Raw genomic sequence first — 21,841 nt, 5'->3', positions numbered from 1 at the left:
CTATCAATGGTCGCCCAGCCGCTCCAGGACAAAAGCCCTGGCGTGGCGGGTCATCTGGTCGAGCTGGCGGTCACGCTGCTTCTCGGCGTCGACCATCGCGCGCTTGCCGTGTTGTTGCAACAGGTAGGCATGAATCTGTCGCACCTCCAGGGAACGATAGATCGGCGCGATATCCAGCACCGCCACCAGCCCGTCCGTGCCGTGGTCACGGGTATTCATCAATACCTGCGGCCCGCGCGCGGCCAGCACCTGGAAACCCAGGGCCTCGAACACTGGCACCTTGCCGACGACACAGGCCAGTTCCGCGTGGGGATAGCGCTGGAGCACCGGTTGCAGCATCGCACGCGCCACACCCTGGCGCCGATGGCCTTCACGCACCGCCATATAAGCGATCGAGCAGGCTTGCGGATCATCCTTGACCGGTAAATACAGCAGGAAACCGATGACCTTCTCGGGATCCCGGGCATCGGTTGCCACGATCAATTCGACGGCCAGGCCCTTGGAGCCGTCCATCGCCTGCATATAGAGATGCACCTCATAACCGACGCCATACTGATACAGGTTGTAGAGCGGGTTGCTCGGCGCAATAGCCACCTGACTGACGTCGGTGACGTAATCCACGACCATCTGCTGGATCTGGCTATGGATCGACTCCGGGGGCGGGGTTTCAAACAAGGTGATCGTGGACATCGAACATCGGGCTCCGAGGGTTGAGACGCACCCTCGGCAGTCGGCAGCGAAGGGCCGCGCATGATAACCGGTCTTGCCCGGGTCAGGCGGTGTGTCAGTTACCCCGCCCTCCCGCAAACGACCACTCATCGGCCTGGGTGGTGCTGATCACCACCATGACATCCTCAGGATCAATCCCCGGCGCCACACTCAGCCGCTCTACCAACCGCCGATAAAAGCACTGTTTCGTCGCGGTATCCCTGATGCGCCCGGCGGTAATCGCAATCAGCACAAAGTCCTCGCTGCGCGGCCCGCCCAGGTAGTCGCGATCGAAGATCAGCTCGCCCACCTCGTGCTGATGAATCACCTGGAAGCGATCGGTAGGCGGTACCTCGAAACTTTCCACCAGGGCCTCATGCAGCTCCTCGGACAATCGGCGAAGGTACTCGGGGGACTTGCCCCGATGCAGGGAAATACGGGCAAAAGGCATACAACCTCCAACACAGTGTTGATTTGACGGAGGCAGGTTAACCAGCGACGATAGTTCCGAATATCAGATTAGATAGAACCCACAATCCCTAATAAGTGGATGATTACTCATGCGTCACCCCACCTTCGACCTGGATGTACTGCGCACCTTTGTCACCGGTGTCGAGCTTGGCAGCTTCGCCAAGGCCGCCGAACGCCTGGGGCGCTCGACCTCGGCGGTCAGTGCCCAACTGAAGAAGCTCGAAAGCCAGGTCGGCAGCGCCGTGCTGGTAAAGTCGGGGCGCGGCCTGATCCTCTCGGCAGCGGGCGAATCCCTGCTCAGCCATGCCCGGCGCCTGCTGGAACTGAACGACGAGATCTTCAGCCGTCTGCAAGGCGCCCGTATCGAAGGCACGGTGCGCATCGGCTTGCAGGATGATTTCGCCGAACATCTGCTCAGCGACGTACTGCGGCGTTTTTCCAGGGTCCACCCACTGGTCAGCCTTGAGGTCAGCATCGCCCGCAACGCCGAGCTGTTATCGATGATCGAGAATGGCCGCCTGGACCTGGCGCTGGCCTGGGAAGCCGGCGCCAGCACCCCGCACGCCACGCGCCTCGGTGAAACGCAGATGCACTGGATCGGCTCGCGCGAGTTGCCGGCGCCCTCTCCTGCCGACAACCTGCCTTTGCCCCTGGTGGTCTTCGATGCGCCATGCATTTTGCGCAGCGCGGCAACCAAGGCCCTGGACCAGGCGCGTATCCCCTGGCGAGTGGTGCTGACCAGCCCGAGTGTCAGTGGCATCTGGGCCGCCGTATCGGCCGGACTCGGTATCACTTTACGCACCCGCATCGGCCTGCCCCCTCAGCTTGCGCTGATTGAAAGCCTGCCGGCGCTGCCCATGCTCGGTTATGTCCTGCACCAGGCCGTGGCGGCGCCGACAGCGGCGGTACGACAGCTGTCCGAGTTGATCCAGGCAAGCCTCGCCGAACTGCGCTAACTGGCCGCCGCCCATTCAATTGCGTACCATCCGCCCCCTTCTTTTCGCCGCCGGTGCTGCCGGCTCGTCTTTCAGGTACGCCATGAAACCCCAACGCCTGCGCGCCGACGCCCTGGCCGGACTGACCACCGCCTTCGCCCTGCTGCCCGAATGCATCGCCTTCGCCCTGGTCGCCCACCTCAATCCGCTGATGGGCCTGTACGGCGCCTTTATCATCTGCACCCTGACCGCGCTGTTGGGCGGACGCCCGGGCATGATCTCCGGCGCCGCCGGGTCGATGGCCGTGGTGATCGTCGCGCTGGTGGTGCAACACGGCGTGCAGTACCTGCTCGCCACCGTGCTGCTGGGCGGGCTGATCATGCTCGCCTTCGGCCTGCTGCGGCTGGGCAAGCTGGTGCGCATGGTGCCGCACCCGGTGATGCTCGGTTTCGTCAACGGCCTGGCGATCATCATCGCCCTGGCCCAACTGGAACACTTCAAGAGCGGCGAAACCTGGCTGAGTGGCAAGCCGCTGTACCTGATGAGCGGGCTGGTGCTGCTGACCATGGCCATCGTCTACCTGCTACCGCGCCTGACCCGCAGCGTGCCGCCGGCACTGGTGGCGATCCTTGGCGTGGGCCTGGCGGTGTACCTGCTCGACCTGCCGACCCGTACCCTCGGCGATATGGCGCATATTGCCGGTGGCCTGCCGGTGCTGGCCCTGCCACAACTGCCATGGAACCTGGAAACCCTGCGGATCGTCGCCCCCTACGCGTTCCTGATGGCCATGGTCGGTCTGCTGGAAACCCTGCTGACCCTGAACCTGACCGACGAGATCACCGAAAGCCGCGGCTACCCGGATCGCGAATGCGCGGCATTGGGCGTGGCCAACATGGTTTCCGGCCTGTTCGGCGGCATGGGCGGCTGCGCCATGATCGGCCAGACCGTGATCAACCTCAGTTCCGGTGGTCGCGGCCGGCTGTCCGGGATCGTCGCCGGGGTGATGATCCTGCTGTTCATCCTGTTCCTCTCACCCTTTATCGAGCGTATCCCGCTGGCGGCCCTGGTCGGGGTCATGTTCGTGGTTGCGCAACAGACCTTCGCCTGGGCCTCGCTACGGGTCCTGAACAAGGTGCCGCTGAATGACGTGCTGGTGATCCTCGCGGTAACCGTCATCACCGTGTTCACCGACCTCGCCACCGCCGTGCTCTGCGGGATCGTCGTCGCCGCGCTCAACTTCGCCTGGCAGCAAGCCCGGGAGTTGTACGCCGACAGCCATCTGGAGGCCGACGGCAGCAAGCTTTACCGCCTGCATGGCACCCTGTTCTTTGCCTCCACGGCGCCCTTTCTCAATCAGTTCGACCCGGCCAACGACCCCGCCCAGGTGACCCTCGACTGCCGCCACCTGAACTTCGTCGACTACTCGGCCATTGCCGCCTTGATGACCCTGCGCGAGCGCTACGAGAAGGTCGGCAAGCACCTGCAGGTGTTTCACCTGTCCGAACGTTGCAAGCGCCTGCTCAAGCGCGCCGGCGCGCACCAATAAGCCGCGCCGCGCAGCGCTGAGGCTCAGCACTCCGCGATCAGGTGCTCGAGAAACAGTCCCGCGGCGACCGACAGCGCCTCGCGCGACCTCACACAGACACTGAGTTCACGGCAGGCCCAGGTCTCGTCGAGTCCGACCACCCGGGTCCCGCTCAGGTTGTAAATCCCCACGCTGCCCTGCGGCATGATGCCGATGCCCACCCCGGCCTGCACCATCAGGCACAGCGCGTCGTAGCTGGACACTTCCATGCGGATTTTCAACGAGCGGCCCAGGTCGTTGGCGGCCTTGATCAGCTGGAAATTGAGGTGGGTGCCGCTGCGCAAGGCGACGCATTCATAATCCAGGGTTTCACCGAAGCTGACCGACTCCCGCGCCGCCAACGGGTGATCGTCGGGCACCAGCAGCACCAGCCGGTCGCTGCGGAACGGGAAGACTTCGATGTCCGCGCCATGGGGCAGACGGGTGAAGATACCGATCTCGGCGCGGTTTTCCGCCACCGCCTTGGTAATCGCCAGGCTCTGCTGTTCTTCCAGGCTGATATTGATCAGCGGGTACGCGGTCATGAAGGACTTGACCAGCCCCGGCATGAACTGGGTGATGGCCGAGATATTGGCCAGGACATGCACCGAGCCACGCCGACCATGGGAGTAATCGCGCATCTGCACGACGATTTCGTTGAGGTTGTTCAGCGCACTGCGGGCCATGAACAGCAGCGACAGCCCGGCGTCGGTGGGGGTAATGCCCTTGTTGGTGCGATTGAGCAGTTTCGACTCGAGCAGCTCTTCCAGCTCGCTGAGCCGCTTGCTCACCGCCGCCGCGGCGATATGTTCGCGCTTGGCGGCGGCGGCAATGGTGCCCTCTTCGATGACACTGACAAAGAGTCGCAGGGAGACGGGATCGAGCTTCATGGGCGGTACCGGGGCATACGGGCCTGAGTGGCGCCCATAGTACCCCGTCCGCTGCCGACTCAGAACGCCCCGGACAACAGATGCCCGGCGTTCGGCACCTGGGCCTTGAGGCCGAGATGTTTCAGCATCTGGTAGACCGTTGCCACCGACGCCGACAGCACCGGCTTGTCGAGACGATCCTGGACGATCTGGATCGCCGGCAGCGAGGGCATCTGCACGCAGCACGACAGCACCACGCCGTCGGCCTGGCCGATATTCAGCTTGTCGGCGTGGGCCACCAGGTTCATCGGGTCCAGGCGACCGACCGCCAGGTTATCGGAGACTTCCAGGCTGATGGAGTCGACCACTTCGATCCCGGCCGCCTCGATATAGTCGATGACCTGCTGGGTCAGGGGCTTCATATACGGCGTGATGATCGAGACCTTCTTGTATTCGAGCAGGTTCAGGCTGTCGATCAGCGCGCCGGCGGAACTCAGCACCGGGGCGTTCGAGTGGTTGCCGGCGACGGTCTTGCCCAGGCGCTCCTGGGAGACTTTGTGGTAACCCGCGCCCTGGCACATGATCGCCACCAGGCAGGCATAAGCCATGACATCGACCCGTGCATCGCTGAGCTCCAGCGCGCAGCGATCGCTGTCGATATCCATCTTTTTCAGCTCTTCGGGACTGACGTGCATCATGCGCATACGCGAGGAGTGGAACGTGAAGTGCTCCTCGGGAAACAGCGAGTAGCGCGAGGTCAACATCGCCGGGATCTCGGTTTCCATGGTGGTATTGGAACTGGGCACAATCTGGCCGATTCGGAAGTTTTTCATGGGTCGGTTCTCTATCAAGGGGGCGGATCAGTTGCCGCTGGTAAGTTGGACGCCTTTGGTTTCCTGCAGCGTGAACACCATGAGTGCGGCGATGGCACAGGAAACAGAGGCGAGAGAAAGGGTCGCGGTGAAACCGATCTTAATAAGGGCCCTTTGAGGCGTATATCAGGCATTGGCGAGCCTGCCATCGCGGATGACGATGGCAGATCGGGGCGAACAACAAGGGTCGGCTCATGCGGCACAACGTCGCTGAACGGCACACCGGTGTGGCAATACGCTACCCTCGGCGCTCTTGTGAATGTGGCGGAGCACGCAATGACTGACCGTGAAATCATCATCCCGGAATCCATGACCCTGATTGCCGAACGCGCGGGTTATGCACCTGCCGTAAAGGTCGGCGCCACGCTCTACTGCGCGGGCCAGGTGGGCCGCACGCCGCAACTGGAGGTCATCGAGGATCCCGCCCGGCAGTTCGCGGCGGCCTGGGAAAACCTGCGCCTGGTGCTGGCCGCCGGCGGTTGTACCTTCGAGGATGTGGTCGAGATGACCACCTACCACGTGCACATGTCCCGGCACATGGCGGTATTCCGCGAGGTCAAGAACCGGGTGTTCCCCAAGGGCCGGTGCGCCTGGACCTGCGTCGGCGTAACGGAGTTGGCCCACCCGGGGCTGCTGGTGGAAATCAAATGCGTGGCGGTACAACCCACAGCGAAATAGACGGATAGGGTTAGAATGCCGGCCCTTTTTCCTTGCCGGCACCGCCTGATGAACCCCGACGCCTTGTCCACCCTCCACACTCACCTGCTCACGGCCCTGGCGGCCGCCCCCGCGGAAACCCGGCGCCTGTTCCACGGCCGGGGCCGCTGCTGGCCGGGACTGGAGCAACTGACCGTAGACTGGCTGCAGGGCGTGGTGCTGGTGTCGCTGTTCAAGGAGCCGGAGCCCGAGCAACTGCAAGCCCTCAAGGACCTGCTGATGGAGATCAGCCAGTCACCCACTTGGCTGGCCAGCGGTGCACACACTTTATTGCTGCACCATCGTTACCTGCCCCTGAGCCCCGCCGAATGGCTGGTGGGCCAGGCCATTGAGGAATGGGTCATTACCGAAGGCGGCCTGCGCTATCAGGTCGACCTGGGCAAGAAACAGAACAACGGCCTGTTTCTCGATATGCGCTACGGCCGCGACTGGGTGCGGGCCAATGCCCAGGGCAAGCGGGTGCTGAACCTGTTCGCCTACACCTGCGGCTTTTCCGTGGCGGCGCTCGCCGGCGGGGCCGCCCATGTGCTCAACCTGGATATGTCCCGCGCGGCCCTGAGCCGTGGGCGTGACAATCATCGCCTGAACGGCCACGACCTGGGCAAGGTCGGCTTTCTCGGCCACGACCTGTTCAAGTCCTGGGGCAAAGTCATCAGCAGCGGCCCGTTTGATCTGGTGATCATCGACCCGCCGTCCTTCCAGAAAGGCAGCTTCCTGTTGAGCAAGGATTACCAGCGGGTCTTGCGCCGTCTGCCGGAACTGCTCAGCGCCGACGGCCGGGTCCTCGCCTGTATGAACGATCCGGCCGTGGGTTCGGACTTCCTGATCGATGGCGTGACCCGCGAAGCGCCGGGCATGCTGTTCGAACGCCGCCTGGACAATCCGCCGGAGTTCCCCGATATCGACGCTGAAAGCGGGTTGAAGGCCTTGTTGTTCAAGCAGGGTGCTATCCTGCCGGAAAAAACCGAATCCACTGTTGCGTGAGGCTGTTGTGTCCAGAGGTATCGTTTTATCGGTGTTGGCGTCCTGCCTGTTCGCCATCATGTATTTCTATACGTCTCTGCTCGCGCCCCTCAACGGCGAGGAGATCTTCGGTTGGCGAATGCTCCTGACCGCGCCTTGCATGACGGTGTTCATGCTGGTATCCGGAGACTGGAAGCTGGTCCCCGCGATCCTCGTCCGAGTCCGGCAGCAGCCACTGCTGCTGCTCAAATTGCTGTTGTCTTCGGCACTGCTCGGTTTACAGCTTTGGGTGTTCCTCTGGGCACCGCTCAACGGGCATAGCCTGGATGTATCCCTGGGTTACTTCCTCTTGCCGCTGACCATGGTGCTCACCGGCCGCATCGTCTACGGCGAACGCTTGTCGCGGCTGCAGACCGTGGCCGCCCTGCTCGCCCTCTGTGGCGTACTCAACGAGTTGTACCGGGTCGGCAGCTTTTCCTGGACCACCCTGCTGGTAGCCATCGGCTATCCGATCTACTTCGTGTTGCGTCGGCGCAACGCCACCCACAACCTGGGCGGACTCTGGTTCGAGATGATGTTGCTGCTGCCGGTGGCGTGGTGGTTCGTACAACACGGCGAACAGGGCTTTGCCGTGGTCAGCCAACGGCCGGCGCTGTATGCCCTGATTCCCTTGCTGGGGGTGATCAGTACCGCCGCACTGATCTGCTACCTGTTGGCGAGCCGGATGCTGGCCTTCGGACTGTTCGGGCTGCTGGGGTATGTGGAACCCGTGCTGCTGGTGATCGTCGCCCTGTTGCTGGGGGAAAGCATCGGACCGGGAGAATGGTTGACCTACCTGCCGATCTGGCTGGCGGTGGCGGTATTGGTGCTGGAAGGGGTAAAGCGCCTGGTCAAGCAGCGGCGCAAGTAATCCAGCCGCAGCAGCGAAGCGTCTCTAGCAGGCCACGGTCGGCAACCACAAGCGGAAACGCGCCCCACCCAGCGGCGATTGCTCAGCGGTCAGGGTGCCGCCCTGGGCTTCCAGCGCCCGCCGGCTGATGGCCAGGCCCAGGCCAAAGCCGCCGGTGGCACGATCGCGACTGCGGTCCAGGCGATAGAACGGCTCGAAAATCCGCTCCCGATCTGGCTCGGGAATGCCAATGCCGTCGTCATCGACCCACAGCTCGCAACCTTCCGGGTTGACCCTGACGCCAATCTGGATCCGCCGCTCGCAATAACGCATGGCATTGCGCAAGAGGTTCTGTACCGCCCGCGCGGTCAGGCGCGGATCCAGCACAAAGCGGTCCAGCGACCCGTGCATCAAGACGTCCAGCACGGTGTCCGGGGCTTCCAGCTCCTCGTCGAAACTGCCGAGGATACTGTCGACGAACTCGTCCAGCGAGACCATGACCCGATCCGGCAAGCGGGCCGGGTTCTGCAAACGGCTATAGGACAGCAATTCCAACACCAGCTCGTCCAACTCGCGGATATGCGCCACCAGCCCTTGCAGGCGCTCGCGGGACGCCGGCGGCAGATCCTCGGACAAGGCCAGGGCCAGGCCGAAGTCGAGGCGGGTCAAGGGTGTCCGCAGTTCGTGGGACACCGCGTTGAGCAAATCACGCTGCTGGTTGAGCAGGCCTTCGACATCGCCGGCCATGGTGTCGAACACCGCCGCCAGCTCGCCGATATTGGAGCGTGGCGGGATATTCGTGCGTTCGCTCAACTGCCCCTGGCCAAGGCGCCGAGCGGTCTGCTTGAGACGCTCCAGGTCGCGCCAGTGCGGGCGCAGCCAGAACAGCAGGCAGGCCAGCAACGCCGCGCCAATCAGTACGTTCATGCTCCAGTACAACAGGTTCACGTCCAGCGGGTCGGGCGGGACTTGCAGGGCCACCGCCCATTGCTCATCCAGCGGCGACACCGCCAGGGTCCGCGTGCCCCAATCACCGAGGCGGAGCACATCCTCACCGCCGCGCAGGCGTTGTTGCTCCGGCGCGCTGAAGCTCGGGTCATCGACACGGGTCAAGCTGACCTGCAAGGGCCCGAAACGCTGGTCCAGGCGAGTGGCCATTGCCGGCCACTGCTCTTTCGGCACCTGGCGAAACTGTTCGATCAGCAGGCTCTGCAAGCCCCGCGACTGGTCCATGTTGTAACGCATGAAGCGCTCGTGGAAGACCCCGATCACCAGCTCAGGCACCAGATAGATCGCCGCACTGAAGGTGACGATGGTGATCAGGTACAGCCGCACCAGGATCTTCAGCATGGTTTCAGTACTCCCATTCGGAGCGACTGAACAGGTAACCCTTGCCCCAGACGGTCTTGATCTTGCGCGCCTCGCCGGCATGGTCGTCGAACTTGCGGCGCAACTTGGAAATCGCCACGTCCACCGAACGGTCGGTGCCGTTGAACTCGATGCCGCGCAGGCGCTGGAGGATCTGGTCGCGACTGAGCACTTCGCCGGCATGCCGGGCCAGCACCACCAGCAGGTTGTATTCGCCGCTGGACAGCTCCACCGGCTGTTCGCGCCAGGTCACGGTGCGTTCCGAGAGGTCGATGCACAGGTTGCCCATCAGGATCCGGTCGCTGGCCACCTGCGGATCGGCCAGGCTGCTACGGCGCAACAGGGTCCGTACCCGGGCCAGCAATACCCGGGGTTCGCAGGGTTTGGTCACATAGTCGTCGGCGCCCATCTCCAGGCCCAGTACCTGACCATGGCTGTCATCACGGGCGGTGAGCATCAGGATCGGCAGCGTCGCCGAATCTGCGCGCAACAGGCGGCACACCTGCAGGCCGTCGAGGCCCGGCAGCATCAGGTCGAGGATCACCAGGTCCGGCGGGGTCTGTTTCGCCCGCTCGCGCACCTGGTCGCCACGGGCCAGCACATTGACCTGGTAGCCGTTGCGCTCCAGGTAGCTGGCGATCAATTCACTGAGGGCGCTGTCGTCTTCGACCAGCAGAATGTTAGGCATAGGTAAATTTACGAAGCGGAAAACCGTGAAGGATATACGCCTACGCACGTCCGAGAGCAGAAGCTTCACACTTTTTCACCAACGCCCTACATAGCTTCACAGCACCGCTTGACCACGGCCCTTAGCATGCAGGGGCCATTATTGGGACTCTGTTATGTTGAAGAAGCTGCTTGCCCCGCTCTGCCTGTCAGCCCTGGCGCTGGCCCTGAGCGCCTGTGACAAATCCGCGAATGCCCCGCAAACACCGCCCCCGCCCAAGGTTCGGGTCGAGATCCTCAAGAGCCAAAGCCTGTCGATCAATAGCGAACTGAGCGGACGCATCGCCGCGCCGCGCATTGCCGAAGTCCGCGCGCGGGTGGCCGGCGTGGTGCTGCAGCAGGTGTTTCGTGAGGGCAGCGACGTGAAACAGGGCGACGTGTTGTTCCGCATCGACCCGGCGCCGTTCAAGGCCGACCTCGACAGTGCGGTTGCCAGCCTGCAAAAGGCCGAGGCCAATGCCTTCCAGACCCGCTTGCAACACCAGCGCTACCGCGATCTGGTGGAGAGTAACGCCGTCAGCCGCCAGGACTACGACAACGCCGAAGCCGCCGCGCGCCAGAGTGCCGCCGATGTCGCCGCGAACAAGGCCGCCGTGCAGCGGGCCCGGCTCAACCTTGGCTACGCCACCGTCACCGCGCCGATTTCCGGACGTATCGGCCGTGCACTGGTAACCGAAGGCGCCCTGGTCGGCCAGAACGAAACCACCGCCCTGGCGCTGATCCAGCAGTTGAATCCGATCCACGCCGACCTGACCCAGTCGACCCGCGAACTGAATGACCTGCGCCGCGCCCTGCGCGCCGGGCAGTTGCAGCAGGTCGGGCAGAACCAGGCCAAGGCTACGCTGATCCAGGACGACGGCAGTGCCTACCCGCTGCCGGGCAAGTTGCTGTTCACCGATATCAGCGTCGACCCCGGCACTGGCCAGGTGATCCTGCGCAGCGAGTTCCCCAACCCGGACCTCGACCTGCTGCCCGGCAGTTTCGTCCGGGTCCGCGTCGAGCAAGCGGTCAACCGCGAAGCGATCACCGTGCCGCAACGGGCCATCCAGCGTGACAGCGCCGGGATCGCCCAGGTGCTGCTGGTGGATGCCGAACAGCGGATCAGCCAACAGCCGGTGCAGTTGGGCGCGGTGCAGAACGATCGCTGGATCGTCACCGACGGCCTCAAGGCCGGCCAACGCATCGTCGTCGAGGGCCTGCAACACGCCCGGCCCGGCGAGCGGGTGCAGGTCGACGACAGCCCTCTTCCCCTCGCCCAGTCCAAAGGACAGTGAGCATGCCGCATTTCTTTATCGACCGGCCGGTGTTCGCCTGGGTGGTCGCCCTGTTCATCCTGCTGGCCGGTGCCCTGGCCATCCCGCAGTTGCCAGTGGCCCAGTACCCCAACGTCGCGCCGCCCAAGGTGGAAATCTACGCCGTCTACCCGGGCGCCTCGGCGCAGACCGTGGATCAAGGCGTGGTCAGCCTGATCGAGCAGGAGCTCAACGGTGCCGATCACCTGTTGTATTTCGAGTCCCAGAGCAGTCTGGGCAGCGCCACCATCACCGCGACCTTCCAGCCCGGCACCAACCCGGAAATGGCCCAGGTCGATGTGCAGAACCGCCTGAAAGCGGTGGAGCCGCGCCTGCCCGCCGCCGTGACCCAGCAAGGCTTGCAGGTGGAAAAGGTTTCCGCCGGCTTCCTGCTGCTCGCCACCCTCACCTCCAGTGACGGCAAATACGACGAAAGCGCCCTCAGCGACTACCTGGCGCGCAACGTGATGAACGAGATCAAGCGCCTCGACGGTGTCGGCAAAGCCCAGTTGTACGGCGCCGAACGGGCCATGCGGATCTGGATCGACCCGCAGAAGCTGGTGGGTTTCAACCTGACCCCGGCGGATGTCAGCGCCGCCGTGGCCGGGCAGAACGCCCAGGTCTCGGCGGGCAGCATCGGCGCCCTGCCGGCGCGCCCGACCCAGGAAATCAACGCGGCGGTGCTGGTCAAGGGCCAGCTGAGCACGCCGAAGGAGTTCGCCGATATCGTCCTGCGGGCCAATCCCGACGGTTCCAGCGTGCGCATCGGCGATGTCGCCCGGGTGGAAGTCGGCAGCCAGGACTACCAGTACGGCACCCGCCTGAACGGCAAGCCGTCCACCGCCTTCAGCGTGCAGTTGAGCCCCGGAGCGAATGCCCTGCACACCGCCAACCTGGTGCGGGCCAAGCTCGACGAGTTGTCGCGCTACTTCCCGGCCGGGGTCGAATACAAGATCCCCTACGACACCTCGCCCTTCGTCAAGGTCTCGATCACCAAGGTGATCTATACCCTGGGCGAAGCCATGCTGCTGGTGTTCGCGGTGATGTTCCTGTTCCTGCAGAACATCCGCTACACCCTGATCCCGACCCTGGTGGTGCCGGTGGCGCTGATGGGCACCTTCGCCACCATGCTGGCCCTGGGTTTCTCGATCAACGTGCTGACCATGTTCGGCATGGTCCTGGCCATCGGCATCCTGGTGGACGACGCCATTGTGGTGGTGGAGAACGTCGAGCGGATCATGGCCAACGAGGGGTTGTCGCCACGGGACGCCACCCGCAAGGCCATGGGCCAGATCAGCGGCGCCATCGTCGGCATCACCCTGGTGCTGGTGGCAGTGTTTATTCCCATGGCCTTCATGCAGGGCTCGGTGGGGGTGATCTACCAGCAGTTCTCGCTGTCCATGGCCACCTCGATCCTGTTCTCGGCCTTCCTCGCCCTGACCCTGACCCCAGCCTTGTGCGCCACCCTGCTCAAGCCGATTGCCCCGGGCGAACATCACGCCAAGGGCGGTTTCTTCGGCGCGTTCAACCGGCGTTTCGAACAGCTGAGCAATAAATATGAAGGCTGGGTGGTCTATGCGCTGAAACGCAGCGGCCGTTACCTGCTGGTCTACGGCCTGTTGCTGGTCGTGCTGGGGTTGTGCTTCATGCGCCTGCCCGCCTCGTTCCTGCCGGTGGAAGACCAGGGCTACACCATCACCGATATCCAGCTACCACCGGGGGCGAGCCAGAACCGCACGATCAAGGTGGTGGAGCAGATCGAGGCGCATAACGCCACGGAGCCGGGGGTCGGTGACACCACCATGATCCTCGGCTTCAGCTTCTCCGGCAGCGGGCAGAACGCCGCCCTGGCCTTCACCACCCTGAAGGACTGGTCGGCGCGTAGTGCCAAGGACTCGGCGCAAGGCATTGCCGATCGCGCCAACCTGGCGTTGGGCGAGATCAAGGACGCCGTGGCCTACGCCATCCTGCCGCCCCCGGTGGATGGCCTCGGCACCTCCAGTGGTTTCGAGTTCCGCTTGCAGGACCGTGGCGGCGTGGGGCATGAGGCGCTGATGAAAGCCCGTACCCAGCTGCTGGCGGCGGCGGAAAAGAGCCCGGTGCTGGCCAATGTCCGTGAAAGCGCCCTGGCCGAAGCGCCACAGGTGCAGTTGGAGGTCGACCGCCAGCAGGCCAATGCCCTGGGGGTGTCCTTTGCCGATATCGGCGCCCTGCTCTCCACCGCCCTGGGCTCGAGCTATGTCAACGACTTCCCGAACCAGGGGCGCATGCAACGGGTGGTGATCCAGGCCGAAGGCGACCAACGCAGCCAGGTGGCCGATCTGCTGAAGATCAATGTGCGCAACAGCAACGGAAAAATGGTGCCGTTGTCGGCCTTTGTCCGGGCGCAGTGGACCCAGGGCCCGGCGCAACTGACCCGCTACAACGGCTACCCGGCAATTGCCATTTCCGGCGAGCCCAAGGCCGGGCACAGCACCGGACAGGCGATGGCGGAGATGGAACGGCTGGTGACGCAGTTGCCGACGGGGTTGGGCCTGGAATGGACCGGCCTGTCGTTGCAGGAGCGTTTGTCCGGTTCCCAGGCAACCACGCTGCTGGGGCTGTCGCTGCTGGTGGTGTTCCTCTGTCTCGCGGCGCTGTATGAAAGCTGGTCGATCCCGACTTCGGTGCTGCTGGTCGTGCCCCTGGGGGTGCTTGGCGCGGTGCTGGCAGTGACCTTGCGCGGGATGCCCAACGATGTGTTCTTCAAGGTGGGGTTGATCACCATCATCGGCCTGTCGGCGAAGAACGCGATTTTGATCATCGAGTTCGCCAAGAGTCTCTACGACGAGGGTCATGATCTGCTGGATGCGACGGTGCAGGCAGCGCGCCTGCGCCTGCGCCCGATCATCATGACGTCCCTGGCGTTTATCCTCGGCGTGGTGCCGCTGGCGATTGCCACCGGCGCCAGCTCGGCGAGCCAGCAGGCCATCGGCACCGGGGTGATCGGAGGGATGATCACGGCGACGCTGGCGGTGATGTTTGTGCCGGTGTTTTTTGTGGTGGTGATGAAACTGGTCAGCGGCACCACCACCACCACCACCACCACCACCACCACCACCACCACCCCGATCAATCCAGAGTGAAATCAATCACCACTCTGGCGGCCACATCGCCCTTTTCCAGCCGCTCGAAGACCTGGTTGATCGTCGACAGCGGCTGGCGCTCGATATCCGCCTTGACCTTGCCTTGGGCGGCAAATGCCAGGGCCTCGGCCATGTCCTGGCGATTACCCACGAACGAACCGCGTACCGTGATGCAATTGGCGACCACCCCGAACAAATCCATGGGAAAGTCGCCCGGCGGCAGGCCGACCAGGACGCAGGTGCCGAGCTTGCGGGTCATCGCCACCCCCTGCTTGAACGCCCCGAGCGACGGCGCGGTGATCAGCACCCCATGGGCGCCGCCGTCAGTGGCGGCAATCACCGCGGCCACTGCATCGTCGCCCTTGGCATTCACCACGGCGTCAGCGCCCAGTTCGGTGGCATGGGCCAATTTGCGCTCGTCGATGTCCACGGCACACACCCGCAGCCCCATGGCCTTGGCGTACTGGACCGCCAGATGGCCCAATCCGCCAATACCGGAAATAACCATCCACTGCCCCGGACGGACATCGGCCTCCTTGATGCCCTTGTAGCTCGTCACCCCGGCACAAATGATCGGTGCCGCCTCACAAGGATCCAGCGACGCCGGTATATGCGCGACATATTCCGGATCCGCCAGGATGTACTCGGCGAATCCGCCGTTGCGTGTGTAGCCACCAAACTCGGCTTGCGCGCACACGGTTTCCCAGGCCTGGAGGCAATACTCGCAATGACCACAGGCCGAATAAAGCCACGGCACCCCCACGCGCTCGCCCAATTGTACCGCGGTGACGCCGCTGCCCAGCGCCACCACCGTGCCGATGCCCTCATGCCCGGGGGTAAAGGGCAGCCCTGGCTTGAGTGGCCAATCGCCTCGCGCCGCATGCAAATCGGTGTGACACACACCGCAAGCTTCGACCTTGACCAGGATCATCCCCGGTCCGGCTGTCGGGACGTCCAGATGCCGGATAACCAATGGTTTTCCAAACGCTTCGACAACAGCCGCCAACATTTTACCTTCCATCGGACGCCCCTTCTTCAGAGTGGTGGTTGCTCGTCTGGCCGCTGCCAGGCAAACAGGAAAACAAATATCGACCGATCACTCAGGCCAAGCCCCTGACCGCCTCGATCATCTTGACCAGCACGGCCTGTGCATCGCCGTAAACCATGTTGCAGTTTTCTCCGTAAAACAGCTGATTCTGGATACCGGCATAGCCCTTGCCCTCCCCGCGCTTGACCACGTAGACATGATGGGCCTTATCGACATCGAGAATCGGCATGCCATAGATCGGCGACGACTTGTCGCTGCGCGCGGCGGGGTTGACCACATCGTTGGCACCGATCACCAACACCATATCGGTGTCGGGAAAGTCGCTATTGATATCTTCCAATTGGAAAATCAGATCGTAGGGCACCCCGGCCTCGGCCAGTAACACGTCCATTTGTCCCGGCATGCGCCCCGCCACCGGGTGCACGGCGAACTTCACCAGCACCCCGTGCGCCTGCAGCAATTTCACGAACTCATAGAGCTTTTGTTGGCCCTGGGCGACCGCCAGGCCATAGCCCGGAACGATGATGACCTTGTTCGCGTAACGCATCGCCACGCCTGCATCGCTTGCCGCCGTCGGCTTGAGCTCGCCCGAGATGGCGGTTCCCTTGCGAGTGGGCTGGTCGCCAAAACGGGCAAAGAGCACATGAGCGACCGAGCGATTCATCGCTTTTGCCATCAGCAATGTGAGCAGCACGCCAGCGGCGCCGACCAGCATGCCGGCGATCATCATCGCCGGGACCTGCAACACGAAACCCTCGAGGCCGACCGCCAGGCCGGTGAAGGCGTTGTAGATGGAAATGACCACCGGCATATCGGCACCGCCGATGGGCAGTGTCATCAACACGCCGAACAGCAAGGCACAGCCGAAGAACACGCCGATCAACCAGAGGACATTGCCCGGCGCACCACCTGCGTCTTGCATGAGCAGCATCAACCAGGCGCCCACCCCCAGGGTCACCAGCATCAACAGGGCGTTGATCAGTTGCAGCCCTTTCATGCGTAATGGCTTGTTCAGGCGACCGTCCAGCTTGGCCCAGGCGATCAGGGAGCCGGACAAGGAGATCGCACCGATCAGGGCGCCAAACAAGGTGCCCGCCAACGACGAGAGATCGAAAACCCGATGCCCGAACAACTCCATGGCGGCAATGGCCGCCGCTGCCCCGCCGCCCATGCCGTTGTAGATCGCCACCATCTGCGGCATGGCGGTCATGGCCGCCTTGCGTCCACTCCACCACGCCGCCCCGCCGCCCAGCAACAGGGCAAGGAGCGCCAGGCAGACGTTGACCGGCAGTTGCGGCCTGGCCGCTTCACTCACGGAAAATACGTAGAGAAAACTCACTATCACCGCGGCCAGCATGCCCCAGCCGGCCACATGAATGCCGCCCGCTGCCGTGACCGGCGAGGACATCCGCCACAACCCGAAGATCAATAAAAAGGCCGCGCCGAGATACACCAGCCCGATCAGCCATTGCGAAGTCATAATCAGCATGCTCAAGCCTCAGGCCTTTTCAGGCTTTCTGGTCGCGGAATGATGGGCCTTGCGCCGCTTGGGCTCAGGCGCGCTGGTCTGGAACATCGCGAGCATTCGGCCGGTTACGGCGTAGCCGCCTGCCGCGTTACCCGCCCCCAGCAAGACCGCGACAAAGCCTGCCGCTTGTTCGGCGACCGTCACCGCATCGAGTAATCCGATCAGGCCACCGACCACAACGATGCCATGGACAAAGTTCGAGCCCGACATCAACGGGGTATGCAAAATGGCCGGGACCCGGCCGATAATGACCCAGCCGGCGAAAGCGGCCAGCATGAAGATATAAAGACCGACGAAGCCAACACTGTTCATGAGCGCGTCTCCCTGGCGGCGTGGTCCGGTTCGGCATCGGCGTGGCTCGCTGGATCCATGAGCTGGCCGGCATGGGTCAGCACGGTCTGCGCCAGGATCTCATCGTCCCAGTCGATGTCGATGACATTGTTCTTCAGCATCAGCGCCAGCAGGTTGAACTGATTTTTCGCGTACAGCTGGCTGGCGTCCTGACTCAAGGATGAGGGCAAATTGAGCGGCGCCATCAAGGTCACCCCACCGACCATGACGGTCTGTCCGGGCACGCAGCCTTCGCAATTGCCTCCCCCTTCGGCGCCAAGATCGACAATCACCGCCCCGGGTTTCATCCCGGCCAGTTGCGCGGCGCTGACCAGGCGTGGAGAGGGTCGTCCCGGTACCGCCGCCGTGGTAATGACGAGGTCGGCCTGCTGGATATGTTCGGTCAGGACTTGCGCGACCTGGGCTTTTTCCGCTTCACTCAACTCCCGTGCATACCCGCCCTTGCCGCGCGCATCGATGCCGACATCGACGAAACCGGCCCCCAGGGATCGCGCCTGCTCCGCGGTTTCCGGGCGGACGTCGTAGCCCTCCACCACAGCGCCCAGCCGATGCGCGGTAGCAATGGCCTCCAGTCCGGCCACGCCCAAGCCAAGGACCAGCACATGTGCCGGACCGACGATGCCGGCCGCCGTGGTGACCTTGGGCAGTATCCGCGACATGTGCACCGAGCCCAGTTGTACCGCGTAATACCCGGACAACGCCGACTGACTTGAAAGCGCGTCCATCGACTGGGCCCGGGTGATGCGCGGCAAGCGCTCCATGGCAAAGCAGGTGATTTGTCGCTCCAGCAAGCGTTGCACCAGGGCCGGATTCTTTTGTGCATAGATGAAACACAGGAGCACCGCACCGGGTTTCAGCTTGCCGATAAGCTCCAGGGAAGGTGCCTGCACCGCCAGGACCACATCGGCCTCATGTACCAGTTGCCCGGCGCTGCTCAGGAACACAACGTCCGGATAGGCCGAGTCCGGGAGAAAACTCGCCTCGCCGGCCCCCGCCTGCATATGCAGCCTGGCGCCGAGTGCGCGCAATTTTGCACAAAGGCCCGGCACCAGAGCCACACGTCGCTCGTGCGGATGGGTTTCTTTCAGCACAGCCAGATTGACGTACATCACGCGCTCCATTGAAGGCGCCCGACCTGTGCCGGGCGCCGGTAATGTCTCCGGGCCAGGACTTCAGACGGGAGCCTGGGCCGAGACGTAGCGCACGAGCTTTTTATTGACGAACTGCTGGATGCCCATATTGCCGAGCTCACGGCCGTAGCCTGAGTTCTTGATGCCACCAAACGGCAGTTCGGCATCGCTCCAGCTGATGCTATTGATAAACATCATGCCGGTCTCGATGCGGCTGGCGACACGCTGCCCCCGGGCCAGGTCACGAGTGAACACCGAGCCCCCCAGGCCGAAGTCGGAGTCGTTTGCCAGGGCAATGGCCGCCTCTTCGTCAGGCACCCGGAAAAATAGCGCCACGGGGCCGAAGAACTCGTCGCGGAACGCCGGGTTGTCGGGTGCGATATCAGTGAGGATGGTCGGCGCCATAAATGCGCCGGGCCGATCGATCCGTCCGCCGCCGAGCAAAACCTTGGCACCGTGGGCAATCGCCGTCTGCACTTGCTCAAGCAGTTGCAACAACGCGGCTTCCGAGGACAACGGGCCCAGGGCGGTCTTTTCATCCATCGGATCACCGGGGAGCATCGCCGCGAGCACCGCCTGGAATCCCTCGAGGAACGCATCGGCCAGTTTGTCCACGACGATAAAGCGTTTGGCCGCGCAACAGGTCTGCCCGCAGTTATACATCCGCCCCCAGATTGCCCATTTGATCGCCAGGTCCAGATCGGCATCTTCGAGCACAATAAACGCGTCGCTGCCACCCAGTTCCATGGACGACGGCTTCAGGTTCTGTCCGGCCCAGGCCGCCAGGCTGCGTCCGGCGGCGACACTACCGGTCAGGGCGACACCGCGGATACGCTCGTCGTCGACCACCTGCCTGGACTGCTCATGGGAGATCAGCAGGTTGGTGTACAACCCCGGGGGAGCTCCCGCATCGAGGAGAAGCTGCTCAAAGGCAATCGCGCATTGGGGCACGCAACCGGCATGCTTGATCACCAGCACATTGCCCGCCATCAAATGCGGACCGGCCACGCGAGCCAGCTGATAGAAGGGAAAATTCCACGGTTCGACGCCGAAAACCACACCGATGGGACTGCTCTCCATATGCGCTTCCCCCTCGACCGGGTGAAGGGCTTCCGGGGCCAGGAAGCGTTCGGCGTTTTTCGCATAGTAGGCCAGGATGTCGGCGCTGAATTTCACTTCGCCCCGGGCTTCATTGATGCGTTTGCCCATCTCCAGGGTGACCTTGCGGGCCAACTCGTCGAAGCGCGCATGCATCAGTTCGCCGGCCTTGGCAATGATCGCCGCGCGCTGGGCATAGGAGGTGTTTTTCCAGGTCAGGTAACACTGCGCCGCAGTGGCCAGCTTTTGCTCCAGTTGCTGATCGGTAAGCGTCTCGAATTGCGCGAGCAACTTGCCGTTGTAAGGGTTGATCGTCGTATAGGCCATAGCGGTTGCCTTCAATGAGGTTGAGTCAGCCAACGCATAACGGATCGGAACCATCTGTCACGCAGATCGAACACGCCGACACGATGTACCGTCTTGGCGGTGGCTGACCAGCCTCGGAATCTACCCATATGCCATTCACTCATCAGCGGCGTGTCTCCTGGAATAAAACCGCAGGGCGCCGGGCGTGCTTAAAGACGATCTAGATCGGTGGTTCTTTACATAGGTCAAATAAATCCCATCCCGGGCGGCGTAGCATCGAGAAATCGGTCCCTCAAAAACACCTCCTGTCGGGAATGTCAATCATGCGAGTAAGCCGATCGACCCAGGAACAATCATTGCCCCCATACCCTTCCAGCGCAGTACGTTGGCGCTGTCGTCCAGTCGTGTACCTGGTGGACGCCGACCTTGTTTTGCGCCGCAGCTTGCGCGCGGAGCTGGAGGCCCACGGCTATGCAGTCCAGGACTATTGCAGCTGCGAAAGGTTTCTCGAGGGTTACGCCGGGGAGCAGGAGGCCTGCCTGATTGTGGATACACACCTATCGGGAATAAGCGGACTTGAGGTGCTGAGCCGGCTAAGGGCCGAGGGTGACGAACTACCGATTATCATGACCAGCAGCAACAGCCGTGTTGCCACGGTCGTCGAGGCCATGAAAATTGGCGTCTGCGACTTTCTGGAAAAGCCGTTTCGTTACCAGGACATCCTGACCAGCTTGAACACGGCCTTGGTCATTCACAGGAAAACCGCGGGCGCCAAGGCCCGCCGCCAGTCCGCCCTTGAACATATTGCCACCCTCACGACACGCCAGCGTCAGATCATGGCCCTGGTACTGGCCGGCCAGCCCAGCAAAAATATCGCTGTCGACCTGGGGATCAGTCAACGGACCGTTGAAAAGCACAGGGCCTCGATCATGGACAGGACCGAGGCAAAATCCATTCCCGAGCTGGCCCGCATCGCCTTGGCAGCGGGTGAGCCAATACTTTGACCGCCGCAGGCCAGGCGGGCATGAAGCGCCCGCCGCCCATGTAAAAACAGCGTATGCCGGTACCTGCCGCCGTTCTATATGCCTGGACTCTCGCTGGCCGCCGAGACCACCAGGTTATCGACAACCTTCAGCACTCCCGCAGTACCCGCCGCCGTCGAGCGGGCCATGTCGCGCTCGAGGAGCGATCCCACGGCGCCGGAAAGCGTGACCGCACCGTCCTGCACGCGGACCTCGATCCCGTGGGCATCGATAATTGCCTTGCGCCTGAAGGCGGCTTCAATATCGGTCTTGATCGTATCCGAAGAGGCATGCGGCTTGACCACTATATCGTTGCTGATCCCCTTGATCCCCTGCAGATAGCGCACCGCATAGCCTGCCGTCTGGCGCTGATGCTCCGAATCCACTTCGCCGCCAAGCACCAGCCAGCCATCCGCCACACTGACCTTGACCTGCTGGTCGGCCAGCGACGTGTTCCATTGCAAGGCCGAGACCGCCGCCGCGACGAGATCACTGTCCGTACGCACATGCTGCGACGGCAGAACAACCTCGATATTGTTGATCAGATCCACCACCCCTGAAACATGGGTGACAGCCTGTTCGGCGTGCCATCTTTCGGCGTGGCTGGCGACATGGCCGGAAATCGTCACGATCCCGTCGGACACCTGCACCAGGATTTGATCGGCCTTCAATGCCAAATCCCATTTCAGTTCGTCAAGTACCTGCTCTCGCAGTTTTTCATCCGTATCCATGTGACAGTCTCCGGATTTTCCAAGGAATTCACGCTGCTGGTCCGCTCGATAGTATCCCTTTGCAGAGTTCCCCAGCAGGTTCGGAAAATACCCATCCGTGGGAATACCGCCAGCAGTCCTTCGAAGCC

General features: G+C 63.1%; 20 protein-coding genes. 8 read left to right on the top strand and 12 right to left on the bottom strand.

The features are described 5' to 3' along the window. Positions 1-3: 3 nt before the first annotated feature. Complete coding sequence (locus M5C56_RS14840; RefSeq protein ID WP_103499083.1) at positions 4-690, bottom strand: GNAT family N-acetyltransferase; 687 nt, start codon at positions 688-690, stop codon at positions 4-6. 94 nt (positions 691-784) lie between these two features. Beyond that, a complete protein-coding gene (locus tag M5C56_RS14835) occupies positions 785-1,159 on the bottom strand; it encodes a tautomerase family protein (RefSeq protein ID WP_103499082.1) in 375 nt (124 codons plus the stop codon). 109 nt (positions 1,160-1,268) lie between these two features. Here M5C56_RS14835 and M5C56_RS14830 point away from each other — a divergent pair, with 109 nt between their 5' ends. After that, entirely contained in the window at positions 1,269-2,135 is an 867-nt protein-coding gene (locus tag M5C56_RS14830) for a LysR substrate-binding domain-containing protein (RefSeq protein ID WP_103499081.1), read from the top strand. Between the two features lie 82 nt (positions 2,136-2,217). Then, complete coding sequence (locus M5C56_RS14825) at positions 2,218-3,660, top strand: SulP family inorganic anion transporter (RefSeq protein ID WP_103499080.1); 1,443 nt, start codon at positions 2,218-2,220, stop codon at positions 3,658-3,660. A gap of 23 nt (positions 3,661-3,683) precedes the next feature. Here M5C56_RS14825 and M5C56_RS14820 read toward each other — a convergent pair whose 3' ends face one another. Then, the gene (locus tag M5C56_RS14820; protein ID WP_103499079.1) at positions 3,684-4,568 is read right to left on the bottom strand and encodes a LysR substrate-binding domain-containing protein; all 885 of its coding nucleotides are present in this window, start codon (positions 4,566-4,568) and stop codon (positions 3,684-3,686) included. A 59-nt stretch (positions 4,569-4,627) separates the two neighbouring features. Beyond that, positions 4,628-5,380, bottom strand: a complete 753-nt coding sequence (locus M5C56_RS14815) for an Asp/Glu racemase (protein ID WP_103499078.1) — start codon at positions 5,378-5,380, stop codon at positions 4,628-4,630. Between the two features lie 315 nt (positions 5,381-5,695). Here M5C56_RS14815 and M5C56_RS14810 point away from each other — a divergent pair, with 315 nt between their 5' ends. From M5C56_RS14810 to rarD, 3 genes are read left to right on the top strand one after another with little or no spacing between them, the layout of a single operon-like run. Continuing rightward, positions 5,696-6,097 carry a RidA family protein gene (locus M5C56_RS14810; RefSeq protein WP_103499077.1) on the top strand — a complete coding sequence of 134 codons (402 nt, stop codon included), beginning with the start codon at positions 5,696-5,698 and terminating at the stop codon, positions 6,095-6,097. A 48-nt stretch (positions 6,098-6,145) separates the two neighbouring features. Then, positions 6,146-7,120 carry a class I SAM-dependent methyltransferase gene (locus tag M5C56_RS14805; protein WP_103499112.1) on the top strand — a complete coding sequence of 325 codons (975 nt, stop codon included), beginning with the start codon at positions 6,146-6,148 and terminating at the stop codon, positions 7,118-7,120. A gap of 7 nt (positions 7,121-7,127) precedes the next feature. Then, positions 7,128-8,009 carry an EamA family transporter RarD gene (gene rarD / locus M5C56_RS14800; protein ID WP_103499076.1) on the top strand — a complete coding sequence of 294 codons (882 nt, stop codon included), beginning with the start codon at positions 7,128-7,130 and terminating at the stop codon, positions 8,007-8,009. A gap of 24 nt (positions 8,010-8,033) precedes the next feature. Here rarD and M5C56_RS14795 read toward each other — a convergent pair whose 3' ends face one another. Both M5C56_RS14795 and M5C56_RS14790 read right to left on the bottom strand, forming a co-directional pair. Then, on the bottom strand, positions 8,034-9,338 hold the full coding sequence (locus M5C56_RS14795) for an ATP-binding protein (RefSeq protein WP_103499075.1): 1,305 nt from the start codon (positions 9,336-9,338) through the stop codon (positions 8,034-8,036). Between the two features lie 4 nt (positions 9,339-9,342). Beyond that, positions 9,343-10,044: a response regulator transcription factor gene (locus M5C56_RS14790; RefSeq protein WP_248766930.1), complete on the bottom strand. Its 702-nt coding sequence runs from the start codon at positions 10,042-10,044 to the stop codon at positions 9,343-9,345. Between the two features lie 154 nt (positions 10,045-10,198). On the opposite strand from M5C56_RS14790, the gene M5C56_RS14785 reads away from it, so the two are divergent. Together M5C56_RS14785 and M5C56_RS14780 are read left to right on the top strand one after the other, a co-directional pair. Continuing rightward, the gene (locus M5C56_RS14785; RefSeq protein WP_103499073.1) at positions 10,199-11,356 is read left to right on the top strand and encodes an efflux RND transporter periplasmic adaptor subunit; all 1,158 of its coding nucleotides are present in this window, start codon (positions 10,199-10,201) and stop codon (positions 11,354-11,356) included. Positions 11,357-11,358: 2 nt separating this feature from the next. Next, positions 11,359-14,499 (top strand): efflux RND transporter permease subunit, encoded by a 3,141-nt coding sequence (locus M5C56_RS14780; RefSeq protein ID WP_103499072.1) that lies wholly within the window; start codon positions 11,359-11,361, stop codon positions 14,497-14,499. Here the strand turns inward: M5C56_RS14780 and adhP are convergent. From adhP to M5C56_RS14755, 5 genes are all read right to left on the bottom strand, one after another. Beyond that, the gene (gene adhP / locus M5C56_RS14775) at positions 14,486-15,520 is read right to left on the bottom strand and encodes an alcohol dehydrogenase AdhP (RefSeq protein WP_103499071.1); all 1,035 of its coding nucleotides are present in this window, start codon (positions 15,518-15,520) and stop codon (positions 14,486-14,488) included. The two genes, M5C56_RS14780 and adhP, sit on opposite strands and share 14 nt — an antisense overlap. Positions 15,521-15,599: 79 nt before the next feature. After that, positions 15,600-17,036: an NAD(P)(+) transhydrogenase (Re/Si-specific) subunit beta gene (locus M5C56_RS14770; protein ID WP_103499070.1), complete on the bottom strand. Its 1,437-nt coding sequence runs from the start codon at positions 17,034-17,036 to the stop codon at positions 15,600-15,602. 9 nt (positions 17,037-17,045) lie between these two features. Beyond that, positions 17,046-17,387 (bottom strand): NAD(P) transhydrogenase subunit alpha, encoded by a 342-nt coding sequence (locus M5C56_RS14765; RefSeq protein ID WP_103499069.1) that lies wholly within the window; start codon positions 17,385-17,387, stop codon positions 17,046-17,048. Continuing rightward, positions 17,384-18,535: an NAD(P) transhydrogenase subunit alpha gene (locus M5C56_RS14760; RefSeq protein ID WP_103499068.1), complete on the bottom strand. Its 1,152-nt coding sequence runs from the start codon at positions 18,533-18,535 to the stop codon at positions 17,384-17,386. The genes M5C56_RS14765 and M5C56_RS14760 overlap by 4 nt, the downstream gene beginning before the upstream one ends. A 63-nt stretch (positions 18,536-18,598) precedes the next feature. Beyond that, a complete protein-coding gene (locus tag M5C56_RS14755) occupies positions 18,599-19,981 on the bottom strand; it encodes an NAD-dependent succinate-semialdehyde dehydrogenase (protein WP_103499067.1) in 1,383 nt (460 codons plus the stop codon). 392 nt (positions 19,982-20,373) lie between these two features. Between M5C56_RS14755 and M5C56_RS14750 the strand changes: the two genes are divergently transcribed. Then, positions 20,374-20,964, top strand: a complete 591-nt coding sequence (locus tag M5C56_RS14750) for a response regulator (RefSeq protein WP_247263188.1) — start codon at positions 20,374-20,376, stop codon at positions 20,962-20,964. 74 nt (positions 20,965-21,038) lie between these two features. Here M5C56_RS14750 and M5C56_RS14745 read toward each other — a convergent pair whose 3' ends face one another. After that, positions 21,039-21,713, bottom strand: a complete 675-nt coding sequence (locus tag M5C56_RS14745; protein WP_103499065.1) for a BON domain-containing protein — start codon at positions 21,711-21,713, stop codon at positions 21,039-21,041. Positions 21,714-21,841 lie beyond the last annotated feature (128 nt).

It is taken from the genome of Pseudomonas sp. MWU13-2862 (assembly GCF_023242495.1).
Classification (GTDB): Bacteria; Pseudomonadota; Gammaproteobacteria; order Pseudomonadales; family Pseudomonadaceae; genus Aquipseudomonas; species Aquipseudomonas gingeri_D.
Note: the sequence above shows the minus strand (reverse complement) of the source record. Positions and strands in the feature narration are given on the sequence as shown.